Source organism: Bradyrhizobium ivorense, assembly GCF_900696085.1.
GTDB lineage: Bacteria > Pseudomonadota > Alphaproteobacteria > Rhizobiales > Xanthobacteraceae > Bradyrhizobium > Bradyrhizobium ivorense.
This window is the reverse complement of sequence record NZ_CAADFC020000016.1, coordinates 1,009,172-1,027,277: the sequence shown is the minus strand read 5'-3', so window position 1 is coordinate 1,027,277 and position 18,106 is coordinate 1,009,172. Positions and strand designations below refer to the sequence as shown.

Annotated in this window: 9 protein-coding genes; 2 read left to right on the top strand and 7 right to left on the bottom strand. The window is 55.5% G+C overall.

What is annotated here, in order from left to right; translation table 11 throughout:
- Window positions 1-678: 678 nt before the first annotated feature.
- Window positions 679-1,752 carry a DUF2939 domain-containing protein gene (locus CI41S_RS24745; RefSeq protein WP_172628178.1) on the top strand — a complete coding sequence of 358 codons (1,074 nt, stop codon included), beginning with the start codon at window positions 679-681 and terminating at the stop codon, window positions 1,750-1,752.
- A gap of 173 nt (window positions 1,753-1,925) precedes the next feature.
- On the opposite strand, the gene CI41S_RS24740 is transcribed toward CI41S_RS24745, so the two are convergent.
- The 6 genes from CI41S_RS24740 to CI41S_RS24715 form a co-directional block, all read right to left on the bottom strand.
- A complete protein-coding gene (locus CI41S_RS24740) occupies window positions 1,926-3,800 on the bottom strand; it encodes a recombinase family protein (protein ID WP_283813132.1) in 1,875 nt (624 codons plus the stop codon).
- An 825-nt stretch (window positions 3,801-4,625) separates the two neighbouring features.
- Window positions 4,626-5,141: a hypothetical protein gene (locus CI41S_RS24735; protein WP_139861944.1), complete on the bottom strand. Its 516-nt coding sequence runs from the start codon at window positions 5,139-5,141 to the stop codon at window positions 4,626-4,628.
- A 291-nt stretch (window positions 5,142-5,432) separates the two neighbouring features.
- Window positions 5,433-5,873 carry a hypothetical protein gene (locus CI41S_RS24730; protein ID WP_172628177.1) on the bottom strand — a complete coding sequence of 147 codons (441 nt, stop codon included), beginning with the start codon at window positions 5,871-5,873 and terminating at the stop codon, window positions 5,433-5,435.
- Window positions 5,874-6,272: 399 nt separating this feature from the next.
- Window positions 6,273-6,671, bottom strand: a complete 399-nt coding sequence (locus tag CI41S_RS24725) for a hypothetical protein (protein WP_172628176.1) — start codon at window positions 6,669-6,671, stop codon at window positions 6,273-6,275.
- Between the two features lie 52 nt (window positions 6,672-6,723).
- Window positions 6,724-12,675, bottom strand: a complete 5,952-nt coding sequence (locus CI41S_RS24720) for an alkaline phosphatase D family protein (RefSeq protein ID WP_139861942.1) — start codon at window positions 12,673-12,675, stop codon at window positions 6,724-6,726.
- Window positions 12,676-12,766: 91 nt separating this feature from the next.
- Window positions 12,767-15,490 carry an ATP-binding protein gene (locus tag CI41S_RS24715; protein ID WP_172628175.1) on the bottom strand — a complete coding sequence of 908 codons (2,724 nt, stop codon included), beginning with the start codon at window positions 15,488-15,490 and terminating at the stop codon, window positions 12,767-12,769.
- An 876-nt stretch (window positions 15,491-16,366) separates the two neighbouring features.
- On the opposite strand from CI41S_RS24715, the gene CI41S_RS43660 reads away from it, so the two are divergent.
- A complete protein-coding gene (locus CI41S_RS43660) occupies window positions 16,367-16,765 on the top strand; it encodes a hypothetical protein (protein ID WP_172628174.1) in 399 nt (132 codons plus the stop codon).
- Between the two features lie 443 nt (window positions 16,766-17,208).
- On the opposite strand, the gene CI41S_RS24710 is transcribed toward CI41S_RS43660, so the two are convergent.
- Window positions 17,209-18,105, bottom strand: coding sequence for a plasmid partitioning protein RepB C-terminal domain-containing protein (locus CI41S_RS24710; protein WP_139861940.1), 897 nt, complete (start codon window positions 18,103-18,105; stop codon window positions 17,209-17,211).
- Window position 18,106 lies beyond the last annotated feature (1 nt).

The following is an 18,106-nucleotide window of genomic DNA, read 5'->3' as shown; positions in this document are numbered from 1 at the left end:
GGAACAATGTCTATTCTTTCAATGCCGCGAGTTTAAGCCCGAGCTGTATTTAGGACGAAGATTTTGCCGACCTATTCCTCAAAGGCGCAGCCCTATTTGGACGCGATTGCAAACGGCGTCTTCTCGTCAGAGAAGGTTAGAGATTGGCTAGTCAAAGGCACGCCAGCCGAGGTCGAATATCTCGGATCGCAACCTCTTCTTGGAGAGCAACGCAAGGTACGTTGGCAACGGGGGCCGACGAAACAGCCATTCTGGGCGAACTATTGGTGCGGCAAAGACTCTCGCTGCACTTGCCGAATTGAGGGCAGCAGAGGTCTGGAGTCGGACGCCATATTCTTCCTCCGATCTCCCTCAGGCCGCGTCCTGGCCGTTCACGTTGAATTCAAACATGCATTCGAGGCGTTCGGATACGGACAGCCCGAAGCATATCCTTTGCGCGCAGCATGTTTTGCAAAGACGTTTCAAACGCGAGCAACGATCAACCCCCATCACGATTGGACGACTATTCTCTTTTGCGGGGAGGACGCGTTGCCCGATCAACGTATTTCAAATTTTCAACGCGTCATTACGCACACGGAAGCCGCCGCTGTGATCCCTAGATACCCCCATTCCGTGCACGACGTTTAGCGATATGAGGGTACTGCTTTCCAATCGAACATTCATTCGAGGGAGGGTAATTTGGACTGGCTAATCCCAACCATCTTTTGCGCCGTTGTAGCTCTCATTGTATTTGCACATTTCAAGAGAAACACAGCTATCTTTCTCTCACTACTTTCGTTCGCTCTGTGCTGGATCGCTTGGCCTTGTCACGTCGCTTACAACCTGGCGGTTGCGTTGAAAGACGGCAACGCAAGTGCGATCGAGAGTCGAGTTGATTGGGAGCATCTTCGCCAAGGCCTGCGAGCCGATCTAAACGCGATGGTCTTGCAGAACGTATCCCGCACAGGATCGTCGCCTTCTGCTTCAGGGCTGGTCGCGGCTCTCGCGCCTGCCATCATAAATCAGATGATCGACGGTTACATAACTCCGCAAGGGATGGCGAACCTCGTCGGCCAGAAAACACGAGCCAGGGCTGGCGGCGCCACCACAGGAGACGGAAACGGAGAGGGGTTCGATCTCTCCCGCGTTCAGCATGCATTCTTCGATGGTGGCCCTTTCACTTTCAAGGTCCAGCTAAGAAACGAAAAGCCGAATGAGGAGCCGTTTGTCATTTTATTTCATTGGGACGGCAGCTGGCGCTTGAACCGGCTGGTGCTTCCAAAGAGCGCATTTGGAAACACGCTTGACAAAAAGTCGCCTCCCTCCAGTCCGGGGGCAGCTTCAAACAGGATCGCTGGGACCGCCCCTGTCGCGTCGAATAGCACATCGGTCTCTTCGCAAATTCAATCACCGTTTCGAGTATCTTTGACCCGTAAAGGGTTCAAGAATTCGGATCCCACAAACAGGGATTTTGAGGACGACATTACATTTTCGTTGGTGATTGAGAACATCGGCCAAAGGAACATTAGAGCGTTTGATGGAACGCTCACATTTACCGATCTGTTGGACAACGAAATTTACTCATCGCTTCTAGCGATCAATGAGCCGGTAGCAGCCGGAACTACCTTGGTTTGGAACGGAAGGTTGAAGTACAACCAGTTCATGGACGCTCATCAACGTCTTCGGAGCGCCTCTTTTGAGAATTTGAAGATCAAGTTCATTCCAAGAAAATTGCTCTTTGCCGACGGAAGCATGGAACAAATCACTCGATAGCTCGCTCGGACACGGCGGCTCATACAGCGGGATGAAGTTTGATCACGACTTGAGGACCCCAGATGCCATCCTGGAGCAGAGCGGCGACAGCCTTGGTCGTGATCGCACTCATAACATTCTCAAGGAATGGTCTCCCTCGCTTGCGCTCACCGTATCATTGATGTCGGGGTGTTTCAGCGAGTTGTTCTCTTAGGCAGCAATCCAAAACGCGCAGGCTTCCTTCTCAATCGAACGAGACCGACCAATTTGTATGCTGCGGATAACGAACCAAAGTGCCTAGCTACCGTACCCCAAGACGGCAATCTTGCATCTGCATCGATCAGGCGGGCAGAGACTACACCTTCGCGTGTTGCCAATCGCCTTAACCCAAGCAAAATGTCGTCGGAACGATATCGCAGCGCAGGGCGCCCCCTTGATTGACGGCTCGGTCGCTCGATGGTTTTGCCTTCTCGCTTCCGCTTAAGCGCGGCAAGCATCATCTCTGAACGAGTAAGGAGAGGTATGTGCGCCATAATTCGAGCATTGTCGAGTGAACCAAAGCGTTTGGCGAAGTAGTAGGCGCTTGGAATGCCTTCAGTCCAATCAAGCAAATGTTGGGAGATGTATCCGTGTCGCTTGTAGAGCCGACGCAGCGTTTGAAGGAGGTTTGCATCCGTCCATCGGACACCAAAGAAGTATTCATCGGAACGTGCCACCTTTCGGCACTTCCACGTGTAGCTTTGAATTTGGCTATGAGAGAGCACAGGCAAGCCCGCTTGCCTCATTGCATCAGCCACGGAACCGAAGTGACGCCGGATATACGCATACGAAGGCAGGCCGGGAAAGCTGTCGATTGATCGATTGGTGATGCGTCCCTTAGAGGCGTGAAGCCTTTGCAATCCGGTCAGGATGGCCTTTCTGCTCCAATGCTTCCCGTTCATGCCGAACGGTGCTTTGACTGGCGGGCTATAGCCAATCTCGGCATAAGCCGCGGGAAGCGATCCGAAGTGATTTGCTACGGTTTCTGCCGATGGCCTGCCTTTGGCCTCGTCAATCAGCTTCTGCGAAAGGCGGCCCTCCTGCGCAAGTAGGCCACGCAAAGAATGAGCTATGGTCTTTTTGTCCCACCGTCGGTTTGCAGATTGCGTAAGACGTTCCTGAGCTCTTCGGAATTGAGAAACTGGCACGATGGGCGCGAATGCGGGGAACCGTGTCCACAATTGATCCGGGTTCCGTATCGTCCGACCTTGCATCTTCTTCGTCGTTACATTGTACGTGAGTTGGCCGATACAGAGCTCGTTGCGAAGCAGATGTTTGATTGTCGCTACCTGCAAAGGCTTGGCACCATAGCCCACTATGCCACTGCTCGCTAAGCGCCTGGCGATCTGCGATATAGAAAGCTTATCACGAACATATAGTCTGAAGATGCGCTTAATCACCGCAAGTTCTTCCGGCGGACCAGGAATAACGAGGACCTTGTCAGAGCTGAGTGCTTTATATTCCCCGCTGTTCAAGACTTGCCTGGGATTGCGTGTGGGATCGACCAAAAGCCGTCGGAAGCCATAAATCAGCTTTCCGCCTTGACGAAAGCCCAGCAGCGCTTGCTGAAGATGCGCACGGTACAGCTTTGCAGAAAGTTCCCGGCTATACTCGCCTGCCATCACTCGCTTGAGATGCTTGATGATGGTCGTGATGGGCGCGATGTCATCTCCGAACGGCTCCGCGCAGTAAATGACGCGCACGCCAGCTTGACGACATAGGAACTCATAGTGTGCAGCTTGGTCAGGGTTTTGGAACCGCCCCCAACGGCTAACGTCGAGAACCAAAACGACATCGAAGGTTCGTTCCACCGAGAGCACATCGCTGAGAAGTTGCTTAAGCGCGTCCCTGCCTCTCAATGAGAGGCCGCTCTTGCCGACATCAATGTAAGTCGCAACGACGGTGTATTCGTGTTCCTTTGCGTACTCCGCGATCGCGTCCTGTTGATTTTCGGTTGAGTACTTTTGGACATCCGACGACATGCGCAAATACTGCGCCGCCCTAATTGGTCCATTGAAGGAAGCGATCACGAGACGAGGCAGTAGAGCATGGCCGCCTCCAGTCTAACGGCGTTGAACTGTTTCGCCGCATCATAAACCGTCAGTCAGCTCCGGTGAAAGCCCAATCCTTGCAGTTCGACTGACACGCGGCGCGTTACCGGACGGCTAATATTCCTCGCTCAAAGGGTTTGCAGAACATTGCGAAGTTATACTGCTTCCGCGAAGGTAGTATAATTAGCGACGGTGAAGGTTTCTAGATTCGACGCTGTCGCCCACCGCATCCGACAGCATGTTAGGCTCGGCCAGTCGTCGCCGCTCAGGTTTCTATTCGGACAACTTATCATTCGTCTTCAACGGCCATGCCGCCTTTTTGCTACCTGTGTTACTCTAAAGCGTGATGGCCGCGCGGGTGTTCCTGCCCAGTTTGTGCCTTGACGCTAGCGGGCACTCAAAGGACCGAGGTACAATGCCCAAGAGCTTGAGGAACGAGATATATCGACGCGCACACTATGTGGAGCCGCAGGGCGATTTCATTGAGATGGTCCTAATCCGGATGGATGCGATTGAAGAGGCAGTCAACGCCTGGGATAGGGGTAGGCGGCGACTAGCGAACAGGCGTAAGAAGCACTCGGCGGCGAAGCAAGGGAAGCGGCCGAGAGGCTAAGCCCGGCATCGACCAACGGCGGCGTTGCATCAAGCTTGTTCAAGACAAAGGCCCCAACGATGAAGATCGTCGGGGCCTTTCGAGATCATCCGGCGGAGTACATCTGTCGCGCTATCCGATCAAAATGCGCAGGACGACGACAGTCCCATCGATATCCAGGCTTTCAAAGTTCGGCGTCCGTCCTGAACCTATCAGTTGGTCTTTGCGAGCTTATACGTGCCCTTCTTGTGACCAATGACCTGACTAATTCCTTCGAAGTTACTCTTGAGGGGTTCGATGGTGATGATGAGTTCGGCTTGAAGACCTTCGAATTTCCCGGTCCCGCCGATGATCTTGCATTTGTTGGGTTGTCCCGGCAAGAAATCGCATTGTTCAAATGTTTGATCGCCGTCCTTGTCGACGTAAGTGCAGAACCCGTGGACCTCGACAGTCTTGGCCGACGTATCTCTGAGCCGGCTAAACTGGCAGCGTCCACCCATGTTATTGAGCACCGGATTTCCCGCGTCGTTCGTTGCTGCCATCGCCTGGTGCAGCAAGTCAAACTCTTTACTGCCGCCGATGGGCATTGGCTTGGGTGGCGGGATTGGTGTTGCGCTAAACGTGACAGAGACCGGTCCTTCCGGTGGCATACTCTGAGCCTGAGCACCGGCAGCCGTCAGAAGGACAGCAATCGACGACAATCCAATAAGTACATGAGAAATTGCCATTTGCCCTCTCCGTTGATTGTGCAGAGAACTAATTGCAACCACGAAAAGTATGCCTCGCGGATAACGCAAGCAAGGATAAGACTGTCGCACCTCGGACAACCCGTCGCGACCATTTGACTTCACTTCCCTTGATTTGGATCAATGGCTAGTGATCGAAAATGGGCTTATCGCGCGCGCATTTCCTTGACGAGCCAGTTTCATAGCAAAGGCCCCGACGCTTACACGCCGGGGCCCCCGAGATCATGAAGCGCAGGTACATCCGCCGCGCCACCCGATCAAACATGTCACGGATCAAACCATCCGATCTTGAGCAAGATGTGACGGCGGAGCGGCGTTGAGGTGATTACACTCATCGCGAAACCAGCTCGCGGCCAACTCGCTCTTGCGCCATTCAGCCCGACGCGGATACTCAACCGCCAACGCCTTCCGCGCCTCCATTTCCCGGATGATCTGATCAGTTTCAGCACCATCCAACGTCCTGCGCAAAACGACAGACAGCGCCATCACGGCATCGCCATATGCCATAAGTAAATCGCGCGCAGCCACATCACAGTGCCCGATGAATGCATCAATCGCCTCGTCACTGGTGCAAATCAGCCTGGCGAGTTCACGCGCCTGATACAAGTCGTTAACAGGCGCAGCCGGTTCGCCGTCGAGCAGCATGCGCGCCGCCGCCCGACCGGCCATAAACTCGATGAACTGGCTGTACACGCTGCCGAAATCGTCAGCCACGGGGCGGCGATCCTCACCCGCTTGCGGCATAATCGTGCTGAGCAAGTCCCGAACAGCGGGAGCATCGCCGCGGCACTCCGCGAACGCCTCCGCGTGGTCCAGCCCCCAGCACAGTCCCTCGGAACCGCGCACCGGGTCAGGGTGCGCAGTCACGCCGCCGACTTCATGATCCAGCAGACGCGCGCAAACGGCGTGCGCCGCTTCATGGATGGCGAGCCACGCATGCCGCTACGGCTGTCAGCCGAGGCGGATTGCAATGTTCGGCGACGAGCATTGCCGACGCCATCGTTCGGGTCCAGATCGGGTTGCCACCCCGCGATCGACACGTGGGTACCTGGTAGTTCGACATCTCGGTTTGTGTTCGATCCAAAATCGCGGCGCAGAGGATTGGATATGCCGTCACCTTGCGTTCTTCTCACCTTGCGGGCGCACGTAACCACGAACTTGTTCTTTATATCCGCCACGTGCGAAGTCGCGCACACGAACTGCGGTCCAGCCGAGTTCAACCATCAAGGTCGCGAGGTGTCGGTATGCGCCGGCGGTGCGATCGCGCTGCGGGACCTCCAAGATGTCCATCAGAGTTTGAGTAGAGATGCGTTCCAGACCGTCGAAGCGGCTTTGAAGGCCGTTCAGCTGGACGGACGAAACCCTTATACATTGCCAGCGACTCTGTGCTTCCGGTCGATTTGACTTCAATGGCTGGGTACTTTGCGGTTGCGGCCGCCACGAACCGGGGATCGGCTTGCTGGCACGGCGAGGCGTCTCTTCGGCCGCAGGGCGCTGGCCGAGTTCTACCATAAGATGGGATATGCGCATTGCGTGGTAAAGATAAATTGCCACTACTCTTGAGTTAGCTCGCTGGCGGGCTAAACGGAAAAAGAGTAATATCACCGTCGGGCTTTAGGCCGGCCGCGTCGTAAAATCTGGTGCGGAGAGTCCAATTGGCGGTGCCGTGCTGGGTCGCCGTAAGAACGGCAAAGCCATCGCCCGGAAAGAACTGCACTTTTGCCTCGCATCGATATCGCTGCATTCTCCCATTCGATGATTGAGACGAAAACTCAAAGCAGTCGTCCGCGATAAAATCGTCGGGAACACCGTTGGCAAAGGTGTAAGGCGCAAACAGGCTAGAGCTGTGAATGGAGTGAAAAACGCACTTCTTCCCTGTGTCGAGACAGGTGACGCTTGCCACGACGAGGCTGCTGATATGTTCGTCGCCTGACAGAAACACCAAACCCTCAACCTCGTAATCACAGATGAATCTGAGTAGGGAATAAAGAGACCGGGGATATCCGTCCCAAGCGTCGGATCGCAAAGCATTGAGAGGTTGCTTCATGATCAAACGTCGTGGCAGCAACGCGGACGCTGTCATGACAAACTTAGGTAGGTCCTCGTGCTTCGGAGCAATCATCCAACTACATAGTTTTCCGAATTGCCTCGGCCCCATGATTCGTTGTTGTCGCCACTCAGCCGCAGTTCGTGCGTCGCGCTCTGTTCGTGCATCGGCGAGAAAGAAGGGCAGCCCTCGATGATGCAGTTTGTGCCAGATATGGTTTTGGGGCTTTGGGGTGCCCCGTTCGTATAAGAAGTAGGCTGACCGTCCGCGTTGAAGTGCAGTCCTACCGGTGCGAGTTGCTTCGATGTCCGGATCGTTCGGAGCCCAGTTGTCCTTAATCTCGTGATCGTCGAGCATCATTTGTACTTCAAGATCCAGTCGCTGCATCACAGCTTTCGCGCCACGGCTTTCGCCTCGACGCTCGTGCGGTATGCGAAACCGTTCATCGAGTACTTTTGGATCGAACAGTCCCGCTGTCGCATCGACATAAATCTGATCCCCGGCTAGCAACAGCAGGCTGGGAGAATCCGACTTTCCAAGCATATCGCTTAGCGCCAGCAACGACGCGTCAGCTGGACCTCGCGGGATTTGTTCGGCGGCCGGCATGTGGTTTAGGATGTCGCTTGGATAAAGACAGCTTGCGACAGCAAAGGTTACGTTCCCTTGAGGCGATTCGTCCGTGATCGCTCCACGGAGCAGGCCGCCACGCAAGTCGTCGATGGTGTCACAGACGAGAGCTTCCGCTGCCGCTTGAGCAATAGGAAAACCTGAGTAGTTTGCGGTGTGCTGCTTCATCAGACCCGGCCCACGAGCGCTGCCTCCTATGCCTTCTGCCTGGTCATAGAGCAGTAGAATCAGAACCTCGCGCGCATGGCTGGGCCAATCTGCTTTCGGCACTTCAAAAAAGCGTGGTAATCCGATCTCTTGCTTTCGTTTCGTGATCGGGTCGAGGATGCAGGCGCCTGCCTGAAGGAGACTTGCGTCGTCGTTTGGTATCCCAATTTTTCCATCGCGTTGTAGGATCACGAACCGCTCACCAGCTTGCTGTACCGGGAGAACCAGTGCCTTGAGAGGAGACCCACGGCCGGCGCCGTCGCATGCCTGTATCCGGATCGTGCCAGCCTTCTCAAGAATCTGCGCTCTAACGCCAAACGCCGGCGCAAACGCTCGATAGGAAGCCGGGATGCCGCGCCTCGCCGGCTCTGGAGTTTTTGGGTCACGAGCAGGCGCTCGATCCGGGGCCGCCAGATACTTCGCTATTACCTGTGATATGGTCTGCGCATGCTTCCCAATGAGGCAGTCTTGGTGGCCGTGTTCGCTTATTCGCCACGTCAAATATGAAGGGTGTCCCAACGCCAGGCATTGGCTGCTTTGGTCAATCAAGCGCTCAATTTGCCTCGCTGTTTGCGACGTGGTGGTCTGGCAAGCGTCTCCGGCTCGATCCGCAGCGTGACTTAACGCCAGTCCAAAGCATTTCGAAAGCCACGACGTGATGAAGTGAACGAGGGTCCCAAAAGAATCAAGTAGCCCTTCTCTGGCGGCTTTCGCGTCGGACGCTGAATCGATTCTGAACGCTTCATTGAGATAGGGCACGCCAGCCTCAGTAAGAAGGTTGCGCATGATGCTGAGCGTCGCTACATCGACTAAACCGTTTTCCTCTCCATGAATCGACATCAAAGGGAAATCGAAGCGCTCGGAGACACGGTCAGGCATCACGTAGTGATTGACCCCACGGCGGTCAGTGACCGCATTGTAAGTCGCAAAATGAATCACTTGAGATACGGTCTCAAGGCTGATCGGACCGAAAAAATCATCTAGTTTTGCAAGTACGCCTTTTGGAATGTTTTTTAGCGAAAAGGTTCGACCGTAAAGAGCATCCATTCGGTGGCGGGTCCCAGCCCACGGAGTGGCGCGTGGCAGCCAGAATGGATTTTCACGTTTGAATTCGTGGCGAGGCAGGGACATTGCAGCCAATGCCCGATCAAGAAGCTGCCCGCTAAGTGAACCTGCTTCCTGAGGACTAAAAGCGTAGGTATCTGATGATACGAGGCGTCGAGCGTACCGCATGATATACGCCGCAAGCACGTTAGTTCGGCTCAGTATCATTACCGGTCCGACCTGCGAGAAAACCACCCGACCGATCCTTTGGTGTAAGCGCTTTTGTCGCGGCCCATCACCGAGCACAGCCATGCTGAACATGGCTGCTCCCATGCAGTGAGCGACGACGTCGACTTTGACGGAATCCGCAGCCTGGCCGCCCTGTGCAGCAGCGATGTGTTCAATTGCTATAGGGATGTCGTGATCCGCCATGACCTCAAATGGCCAATCGTCCGTGGCAGACGGAAGCCCAGCGCTACAGCGCATGTCTAGCACCCATGCATCACGACCTGCATCGTACAGGGTCTTAACTAAGTTTCCCGGCACTTCTGGGTGAGCAAAGGTCGTACCGCTGGCGCTATATCCATGGAGGAGCAGAACCGGTCGTGCGATCTCAACGTTTGCCGTGCGTTCCGTCGAGCCATTGTAGCGGGTCAACCGTATGCGCGCGGGCGGCGAAGCTAGGCCATCTACCGTTAGCCAATCCACGTCGGGTGGAGGCAGGTCGGGCAGTCGTCCGGGTAGGCGTTCAGGGAGCCGCTCCGGCGGAGGGTCCGGTCGGCGAAAGCTCAAGGCATGGCTTTGCATCGAGACGCGAAATACATAAAGCACGAAGGACAGCAAATCGATCAGCGATGCCACGCCGTCTTGCTGATCCACCACACGCAACAAGGGAATCTGTTGGCGCGCAAGGTATCGCTTATTCAATCGCAAAGTAGGCAACTTGCCAAATATCGGCTTGCATAACTCGGGAAAAGTCTCGACCGACATCTCCAGCAACTGCGTGAAAGGACTGGATGCTCGAGTGTAGGTCAGCCGCTTTACTGCGCGAATTCGCTTTCCGCTTAACGCAGAAACGTCAAACTCAGAGGATCGAATTATTCTACCAATGGTCAAATCATACTCAATAAGACGTACGACTCCCGCGCGTGAGCACAAAGATAGCAATCCGGTGACGAAGTCTCTAGCGCGGCTATGCAATGACGGCATAGGCCTAGGTCGGTCTAGCTCTGGTCGCAAATGGAGATGCTCTTGAATGCGCTGCACGCCCCACTGAATCGCGTCGCGCAGTCCACGATTCATGAGCCATGCATGCAGGGCTCGCGCGGCAGAAAGATAGGGAATTGAGCGTTGAGTCGAAAATAGACGAAGCTCTCCTGAGACCTCTGCCTCTAGAGCGATATTGTCAGGGTCGGCTTGGTCAGACACCGGGTCATAATCCGTGCCCGGCTTGAGTATTTGGAGTCTTGCCTTGCCGGAATCAATCCGAAAGCCACGTAGCGTCTCTGGCCGATCTGCGATCAGATCAGAAATTGCCGCTGGCTTGCTCGTGAGCGTTAGTTGGACTTGACAGACCTTACGACGTCCATCTTGCGCCCGAAGCTTCAAGCAGCCCCGGACCTGCTCCGTGAGCTCGATGAGCGTCGGTTTAGGGTTGGTAATGCAAGAGGGGGACGCATACACCGGCCTCTCTTCTAGACGACTTTTCCACGGAGACGTAGTTCTTAGGCGACCACCAGTGAGGCGCCACTCCGTCTTAAGCTGAGTAATAGCACGAAGAGATAGGACCGATATTGTGAGTGCGGGATTGATGCCCAAAGATGTAGGGATAATTGAGCCATCCAAAACGACTAAGCCTCGATGTACAGAAGTCGCATCCGGGCCGCTGGCGTCGTAGACGCGTCCGCAATGATCAGTGACTCCTTGGCGGACGTCGTTGCCCATCGCGCAACCACCGAGCGGATGTACGGTAATGAGCGGCCCTCGCTGCCTCCCGAAAAGACGCTCGAGTTCCTCGGCGAATGGTCGCCAGAGCAGATTGTTAACCACTCGCCCGCCGACGTTTGATTTCGTCATCATTTCTCTGAGCCGCCGATGATGTTCATCGAAACGGCGGTCCATTCGAAGTCCCGGCCAGCGAACCGTGAGCAGTCCGTCGGCATCGTCGCAGATGGCTTTCTTGCCAAGCGTGAGCTCGCCTTCCGCGTCATCACGGCCGATCATCGCGAGCACGAGCGACTTCTTCACTGCATCGCGGTTGACGGCTGCATCATCATGCTTTGAACAATCATGCTCGGCCCGTCTCCACCCCTTTTGGCCTAGCTGATTAAGGACATCAAAGGATGTGATAGCTTCCTCGAATAGGCGTCGCAGGGCGCCGGGGACTGCCAAATCTTGAATAACAACGTCGGTTTCGGCCTTCCCCGTTCGTAGGTCAATCATCGCCGTGATCGTCGGTCCGATGGCGCGAGCGCCGCCCCGCTTCTGGTCCGCAGCTACTGGAGGCTCAGTTTCGTCGGCTACCGCATTGACCGCTTCATTCAAATCATACGCCGTGACGAGCATATCTCCGTTCGCCGAAAACTTGCGGCCCAACTGAGCCGAGAACCGGAGCGCACCTTGTGAGCGCATCAATATTTCGGTCGATCCAAGAGTGCCCGCCGACAGGATCACGCGCTTTGTACGGAGTTGGAAAGCCGTTGGTTGCCGGTCACGAAGATGGTTATCGGTGTGATTGACATGGACGACCCATCCGGCGTCGGTACACGGCACGACGCGAAGGACGGTCGCACCTGTCACGAACCGTGCGCCGCTTTGCTTAGCTAAGGCGAGTAAGTTCAAATCTAACGAATCTTTGGCACCGTGGTTGCAACCGGTTGCACAATCCCCGCACAGGGCGCACTCATTGAGCAATACTCCTGCGCTGTTCGGAGCCCGGGACGACGCAACTGTTATCGGCGTCAATGTTGCCTTCGCAAGCTTGCTGAGTTGAGCCGTTTTTTTGATTTGTCTGACGTGCGTCGCGGGAAGGGGACGTGCTCCTAGAAACCTGCGCAATATCGCTGCTCGCTCGAAAAGCGTCTCGTCGACACGAATCGCGTGAGGCCAACGTCCTTCGCGGAACACCTCACATCTTGGCATCTCCATTACGCCAGCATTAATAAGGGAGCCGCCACCAAGTCCTGAGGCAACAACCGTAACGGCGTCGTCACTCGAGCGGACATCATAAAGGCCATCATGCGCTCCGATTTGACGTGTTGCATCGGGGGTCATGAACCGGACATGGCCGGCTAGATCTGCCTGGCGAGACGGGAATGCTCCAGATAAATACTCTCGACCGCGCTCAAGAACGCACAGACGTAGCGGTCGGCCGTTCTCGTCGGTGCAAGCGCTGAGCTCTGCGGCGGCAACTGCACCGCCATAACCGCTTCCGACTATGACAACGTCAAAATCATACTCTTTATCTCGCTGTAAGTCTGAATCCCCCAACCACGGGCACTCATCAATCAGCGATTCGAGCCCAGAAGACAGCCATGTTGCTTGTTTAGGCGGTGTCGAAGGCAACTCATGAAGCGAGTCTGTCGGCCGCATTGAATGATATCCTCAAAAAATGGACTTCGAATATCGTCTCCGAGCGATCTTGGCCGGTGGAAAACGGAATGGCCACGACGGCTTTATAATGTCAAATTCGATCTTGTCGGCGCCTCATTTCAGCGGAAATCATCGCTTTGTCTTGTCGCAGCGAGAGCTTCTCCGCGGCAGACAAAGCTTCGTTCCAAACAGCCAGCGCTTGATCCTTCTCCCCATCCAACCAGTTAGCGACGCCTTTCCATAGACGGTACTGTGCTCTTCCGACGGGGAAGGCGAGACTATATCGTTTCAGCTGATAAAGAGCTTGTGTTTCCCACTCACTCCATTCGTCATACTCTCGCGACAGGCCGGTCTCGCGGCCACGGAGGAGGACTTCACAAACACCAGATATTCCAACGAGTATGCTATGAGATGTCGGACGATGCATCGCGCGCAGTAGTCGAAGCGTCTCATCAACGGCCTGAAGGCTCTCGTCATTGGAGCCGACGCGAGACAGCGCTAAGGCTAATGAGCCTTTCGATGATACGAAAGCAGCAAGGTCGGCGGATCCAAACATTGAGGAGGTGATAAGCTTTAGTATGTCGATCGCTTCCCGAGGTCTGTCGGCCTGCAGTGCACACAGGGACTTGCATCGCAGTGCCCATATCTCCTGTTGGATGTTTCCGCTGCTCTGAGCGCGCGATAAAAGCGCATTCGCTGTCTCCTCCAAGTTGGTCCAATCACCTCTATAAAAAAGAGACCAGAATCGAATGACCTGCCCATTAGACCATCGCAGTTGATCACCCGCCTGCAAACTGAGCTCCTGCGACTGCTTAATGCGATAGTCAATCGCTGGCCAATTGCAACGGCCGACCTGCCAGAGTGCATCCAAGTAGCACACGTGGGAATGTGTCGCCGGATCGCCAAGAGCTATGGCGACGCGCTCGGCCTTCCTGATGAAATATTCGCAAGTGCGACGAAGGCCGATGAGCCCGAAGCCGGACGCTACTTGGGATGATGCTATAGCGAGCTCCGTCGTGATTCCGGTTCGCTCGGCATGAACGACAGCCTCGATAAGGTGGCGCATGCTTTCGATAAATCGAAGCTCGAAATAGTCGACCATGGCTGCTTGGCTGTGGCATCGAGCCAACTCTCGCTCCCAAGCCCGTGCAGTAGCAGAGTATTTAAACGTTGTTGGAGTAAAGAGCTGCTGAAGGAGGAGCTGTGCCGCACTTGCGAGAAGGCGGCGGACCCCGCTGACCGATGAACTCCGAATTGATTCTCCCGCGAGAGTAAGTGCTCGACGAACGGCGACGCCCTGAGCATGAATATCGCCTCGACAGTACTGAGCTTCGGCTAGCTGTATCCGCCGTCGCACCGCTCGTAGCTTTTGCTCCTTCGTCAGGATGGGCTGGCGTGATTCATGGCTGAAACATATACCGAGAAAGGCTTCTACCTCACGGAATGCGCCGACCTGCAACGCTTTGGCCGCTGCGATCTCGGCGTAAGTGACGGCCTTATCATTCTGGCCGGCGGCTTCGAAGTGCTGGACAAGAGCTGCTATATCACCACCAGCAGTAGCGTCTTCTGTTTGCTCTAGCCAATCAGCCAGGGTTCCATGGAATCGTTGGCGCAAGTCCGCGGAAATTGAAGCGTACACAACATCCCTAATGTGATCGTGTCGAAACTCGTACTCTCCGGCACTTCCACTGCTTCGAATGAAGTGCGCCGCAACGAGCAAGTCGAGATTGCACCGTATAGCCTCCGCGGATGTGTGCTTCAGCAGCACCTTAAGAGAATCAAACGAAAATGATCGCCCGATAACAGCTGAGGCCTTCAAGACCTCCAGAGTCTTGGGGTCTACTTGGTCTATTCGTTCTCGAATAACCCGCTCGACACCTTCGAAGTACCGAAGCTCGTCCAGCGGTCGGATTGAGCGCCAGCAACCGTCGCGTATGGCTACCAATCCCTCAGTCTTTAGTGTGAGGGTGATCTCCTCCGCGAACAGGGGGTTGCCACAAGCTAGCGCAGAAATCCTATCGGCCAGTCCGTGCTCTGGCGGGACGGTGCCAAGTATACGCGCGGCAAGCTCACGAATCTCAGCATCATTAAGGTCTTCGATTGTCATAAAGCGGCAGAAGCGAGTTGGATCATCCAGGTCAGTACCCGACGCGGTTGCTCTCGCCGCATCGGCGCGCCGCTGTATGGCCCGGAGCTCCTCGGGTACTTCCTCCGATCGCACGCACAGCAAGATCAACACAGACGAACGGCTAGCGAGGACCCACTCGACGAGTCTCCAAGAGGCTGAATCAAGCCACTGGCTATCCTCAAGAATCAAAATTAACGGGTGTGGACCGATCGCGCCTAGTAAGTCACCGACCAGGCGCATGGTTGCATCACCGCGGTGGGCTGCCTGTAGATGGCGCGTGCTATCGCTCTCAGCAATCTCAACGTCCAAGACCCCGCCCAGCAGCGGCAGTCGTTCAACAATTGCCGAATCATCCTTCACGGAAGTTATAAGTGCGTCTAAGACCGCACGGCCCTCGATATCCGATGGCAGACTTAAAAGAGATGCCAACAGCCGTCGCCACGGCAAAAGCGACGTCCTACGATCATCGCGCTCGGCTCGCGCCACAGACACCAACGTCCCTGAGGATCGGAGCTCTTCGGCAAACGAAGCGATCAGCGTGGATTTGCCGATGCCAGCTTCGCCTTGAACGACCAGCAGCCTCTTACCGCCGTTTTGTACTTCTTCGAATGTACGCGTTAGAAACTCCAGTTCATTGCGTCTACCAACCAAAGACGCGCAGCTAGAACTAGCTGCGTTTGGCTCCATGGGGCGAAAAACCGCTGCCACGTTTCCGAGCCCGGCTAATTGAAGCGTACCTTGCGGTTCGAATTTGAATGCAGTTCGACTGGACCGCTCTGTTGGCGCGTCGCACAGAACGCGTCTGTCGCCTGCCACCATTAGTCGCGCAGCACGGTTGATCGGGGCGCCGTGCCACATAAGCTGGCGGCGGCGCACGCTTCCCACAATTCCAAAAAAGGCGTCGCCCGTAGCAACACCGATCGATGAGGATAGCCCAAGCCGGTCGACGGCCTGACTAATAGAGTGTGCTGCATGGACAGCACGCCGCGGATCATCTCGGTGAAAGGTGCCCCGGGCTCCAAATGCAGTGGAAAAGACAAGCCCTTTATCATCATAGAAAAACTCGCCCGGTGGGCCACCTAGAGATCGAGTAACGTCCTGCAACGCAACACAAAGATCTTGGTGTTGCGATAACGCCGAATGATGTAGGCAATCGAGACCGGTTATGCGTGTGAAAACCGCCGAGACTGGTCTTATTTCGTCTAGCGCCGACAAATCGTCATCGACCTGTCCGAAGGGGTCGAATTCGGTTGCCAGCGCCCCTTGGATGCGCGCTGGTTTTGAATGTGCCAGACGCTCTCTCACCTGCGGCGGTAGGAAGGCCGCTAGCCAGTCAATCGGAGCCCTGTGCACGCGTGTGGCTTCCATGGGAGAGATATTCAGTGCACCGGTCGAGTGTGTCTCCAACACGCCTTTCGCGTAGTCAGAGAGTTCGTAGCTCCAACTGCGAGCGACGCCCTGGCACGCAGCAGCTTGGGCAACGGCTTGCCCGCCCGCTATTAGTTTCCAATTAGACAGATCACCCAGAGCTGCAGCCCAAAGGTCGCCAGCGCCTATTCCGATATGAAGAGCTGGGATAATCTCGCTGACGCCGCGACGCCTGGCATCGTTGCCGCCCTGGCAGATGATATCGGCGCACTCGACCGCTCGTCGGACGGCGTCTCCAAGATGGTCGGCTTCAGTATCCCAATACGCCAGCAACGAGTCTCCGGCGAAATAGAGGAGTTCACCTCCGAGTTCTACGACATGCTCGGAGCAGCGACCGTACGAGGTACTCAGAAGTCTCGGAAGTTCTTCAAGCCCCTTACGCCCGCGGTGCGCGAGTTGTTCTACGAGCGCCGTGTATCTAGATACATCAACAAACATCACGGCTGCGGGAAACCGAATTGCCGCTGGTCTACGACCTTCGCTGCCGTGAATTCGATCGAGCAGCTTGAGTGGAAGAAAATCATCAAGCAGTGAATGATTGCCATTCATGTTCTGCTTCCGCTATGCGCGCTCAGTAGAGCGGGTAAAAGATGCGTTAAATGATTTCGTGTATGATGGGCTCTTGAAAATTCCTGGTTGCAAGCATCCCCGCTGCTACGCGGCCTCAGAAATGGTTGTTCTGTTAAGGTACAAAATAATTACTCCTGGTGCAACCAGTGGTCGGGTGTGAAATGGATTACACATATCTGATCAGGCAATGGCCTAAACTATCAACCCCGCGACGGGTCATTGAAGCCGAGGGCGCAACGAAGACTATGCTATTTGACTTAGCAAGCCGTCCACGTGTGGAACAGCTGCGAGTTAGCGTCGTGCGCCACATGTCTCTGTTTTACGTTGAGCGAAGACGTGGCAATTCCATATCTTCAATACGCGAATGCAGCCAACTTGACTAAAGGGCCTGCCGAACAGGCAGGCCGTTAGGCCGCGGTCGCCTCGGATTCCGTGATCCGCTGGAATTCAAACAGCAGCTCCTGGAAGTGTTTTGCCAGATAGCCAACGACCTTGCCGTTGCGCAGCAGTTTTGAGACGTAGCCGACCGCCAACACCAGATCGAGATGGTCGGTGCCATAGGTCTGTTCGGCGACCTTGAACTCACGGGCGAGCGAAGCGGATTCTCGTTCCATCAATGCAACTTGCTCGTCCGACAGCCCCTTGGGCTGGCGCGGAGTATAGCCGGCTGCCAATTGACCGCGTGGCGTCGCCACCACCAGCGAGCGCACGTAGCTATTCGAGAAATTGTTCATCGCGATCATCAGCTCCGCGGCCTCGATCTGCCTAATCGGCGCCAGTTTGCGCAGTTCTGAAAACGTATTGAGGGTCAGATGTTTTTCTTTGAGCAGCTCAACTGCTTCGACGCAGATGCCATCTAGCAGCTTGCGGCGACGACGGATGCTGGCGACGTCGACATTGAGTGCTTTTGCGATCCGCGCCTCCGAGACGCCTTTCTCGATCGCTTTGAGAATCATCCGATGTTCCTGAATGATCGCGATGCGGTTGACCCGCTTGTTGTAGGTGAAGGCCTCGTCTTCGGTCGACACCAGACATTCGATCTCCACCAGGCCGGAATCCTTCAAGACCTCCAGCCGCAGATGACCATCGAGCAGCAGAAATCGGCCACTTGCGTCCCGGCTGCGCGCCACGACGGGCGGCTCGACCAGTCCGATTTCTGCGATCGAGGCCACGATTTGGCGGTATTTTGCCGAGCGCTTGACCTCCTCCGACACCAGCTTGAGGGGCTGGATATCGGCAAGCCGGACGGTGAGCGTGCGCTCCTCAAAGCCCATGCGGACGGAAATATGAGGCCGGCGCGCCATG

What these genes read in the sequence shown, in the direction of transcription:
- CI41S_RS24735 (WP_139861944.1), bottom strand. Translation starts at nt 5,141, where the DNA reads ATGGCAATTTCTCATGTACTTATTGGATTGTCGTCGATTGCTGTCCTT.
- CI41S_RS24720 (WP_139861942.1), bottom strand. Translation starts at nt 12,675, where the DNA reads ATGCGGCCGACAGACTCGCTTCATGAGTTGCCTTCGACACCGCCTAAA.
- CI41S_RS24710 (WP_139861940.1), bottom strand. Translation starts at nt 18,105, where the DNA reads ATGGCGCGCCGGCCTCATATTTCCGTCCGCATGGGCTTTGAGGAGCGC.
- CI41S_RS43660 (WP_172628174.1), top strand. Translation starts at nt 16,367, where the DNA reads ATGAAGAGCTGGGATAATCTCGCTGACGCCGCGACGCCTGGCATCGTT.
- CI41S_RS24725 (WP_172628176.1), bottom strand. Translation starts at nt 6,671, where the DNA reads ATGGTAGAACTCGGCCAGCGCCCTGCGGCCGAAGAGACGCCTCGCCGT.
- CI41S_RS24715 (WP_172628175.1), bottom strand. Translation starts at nt 15,490, where the DNA reads ATGGAGCCAAACGCAGCTAGTTCTAGCTGCGCGTCTTTGGTTGGTAGA.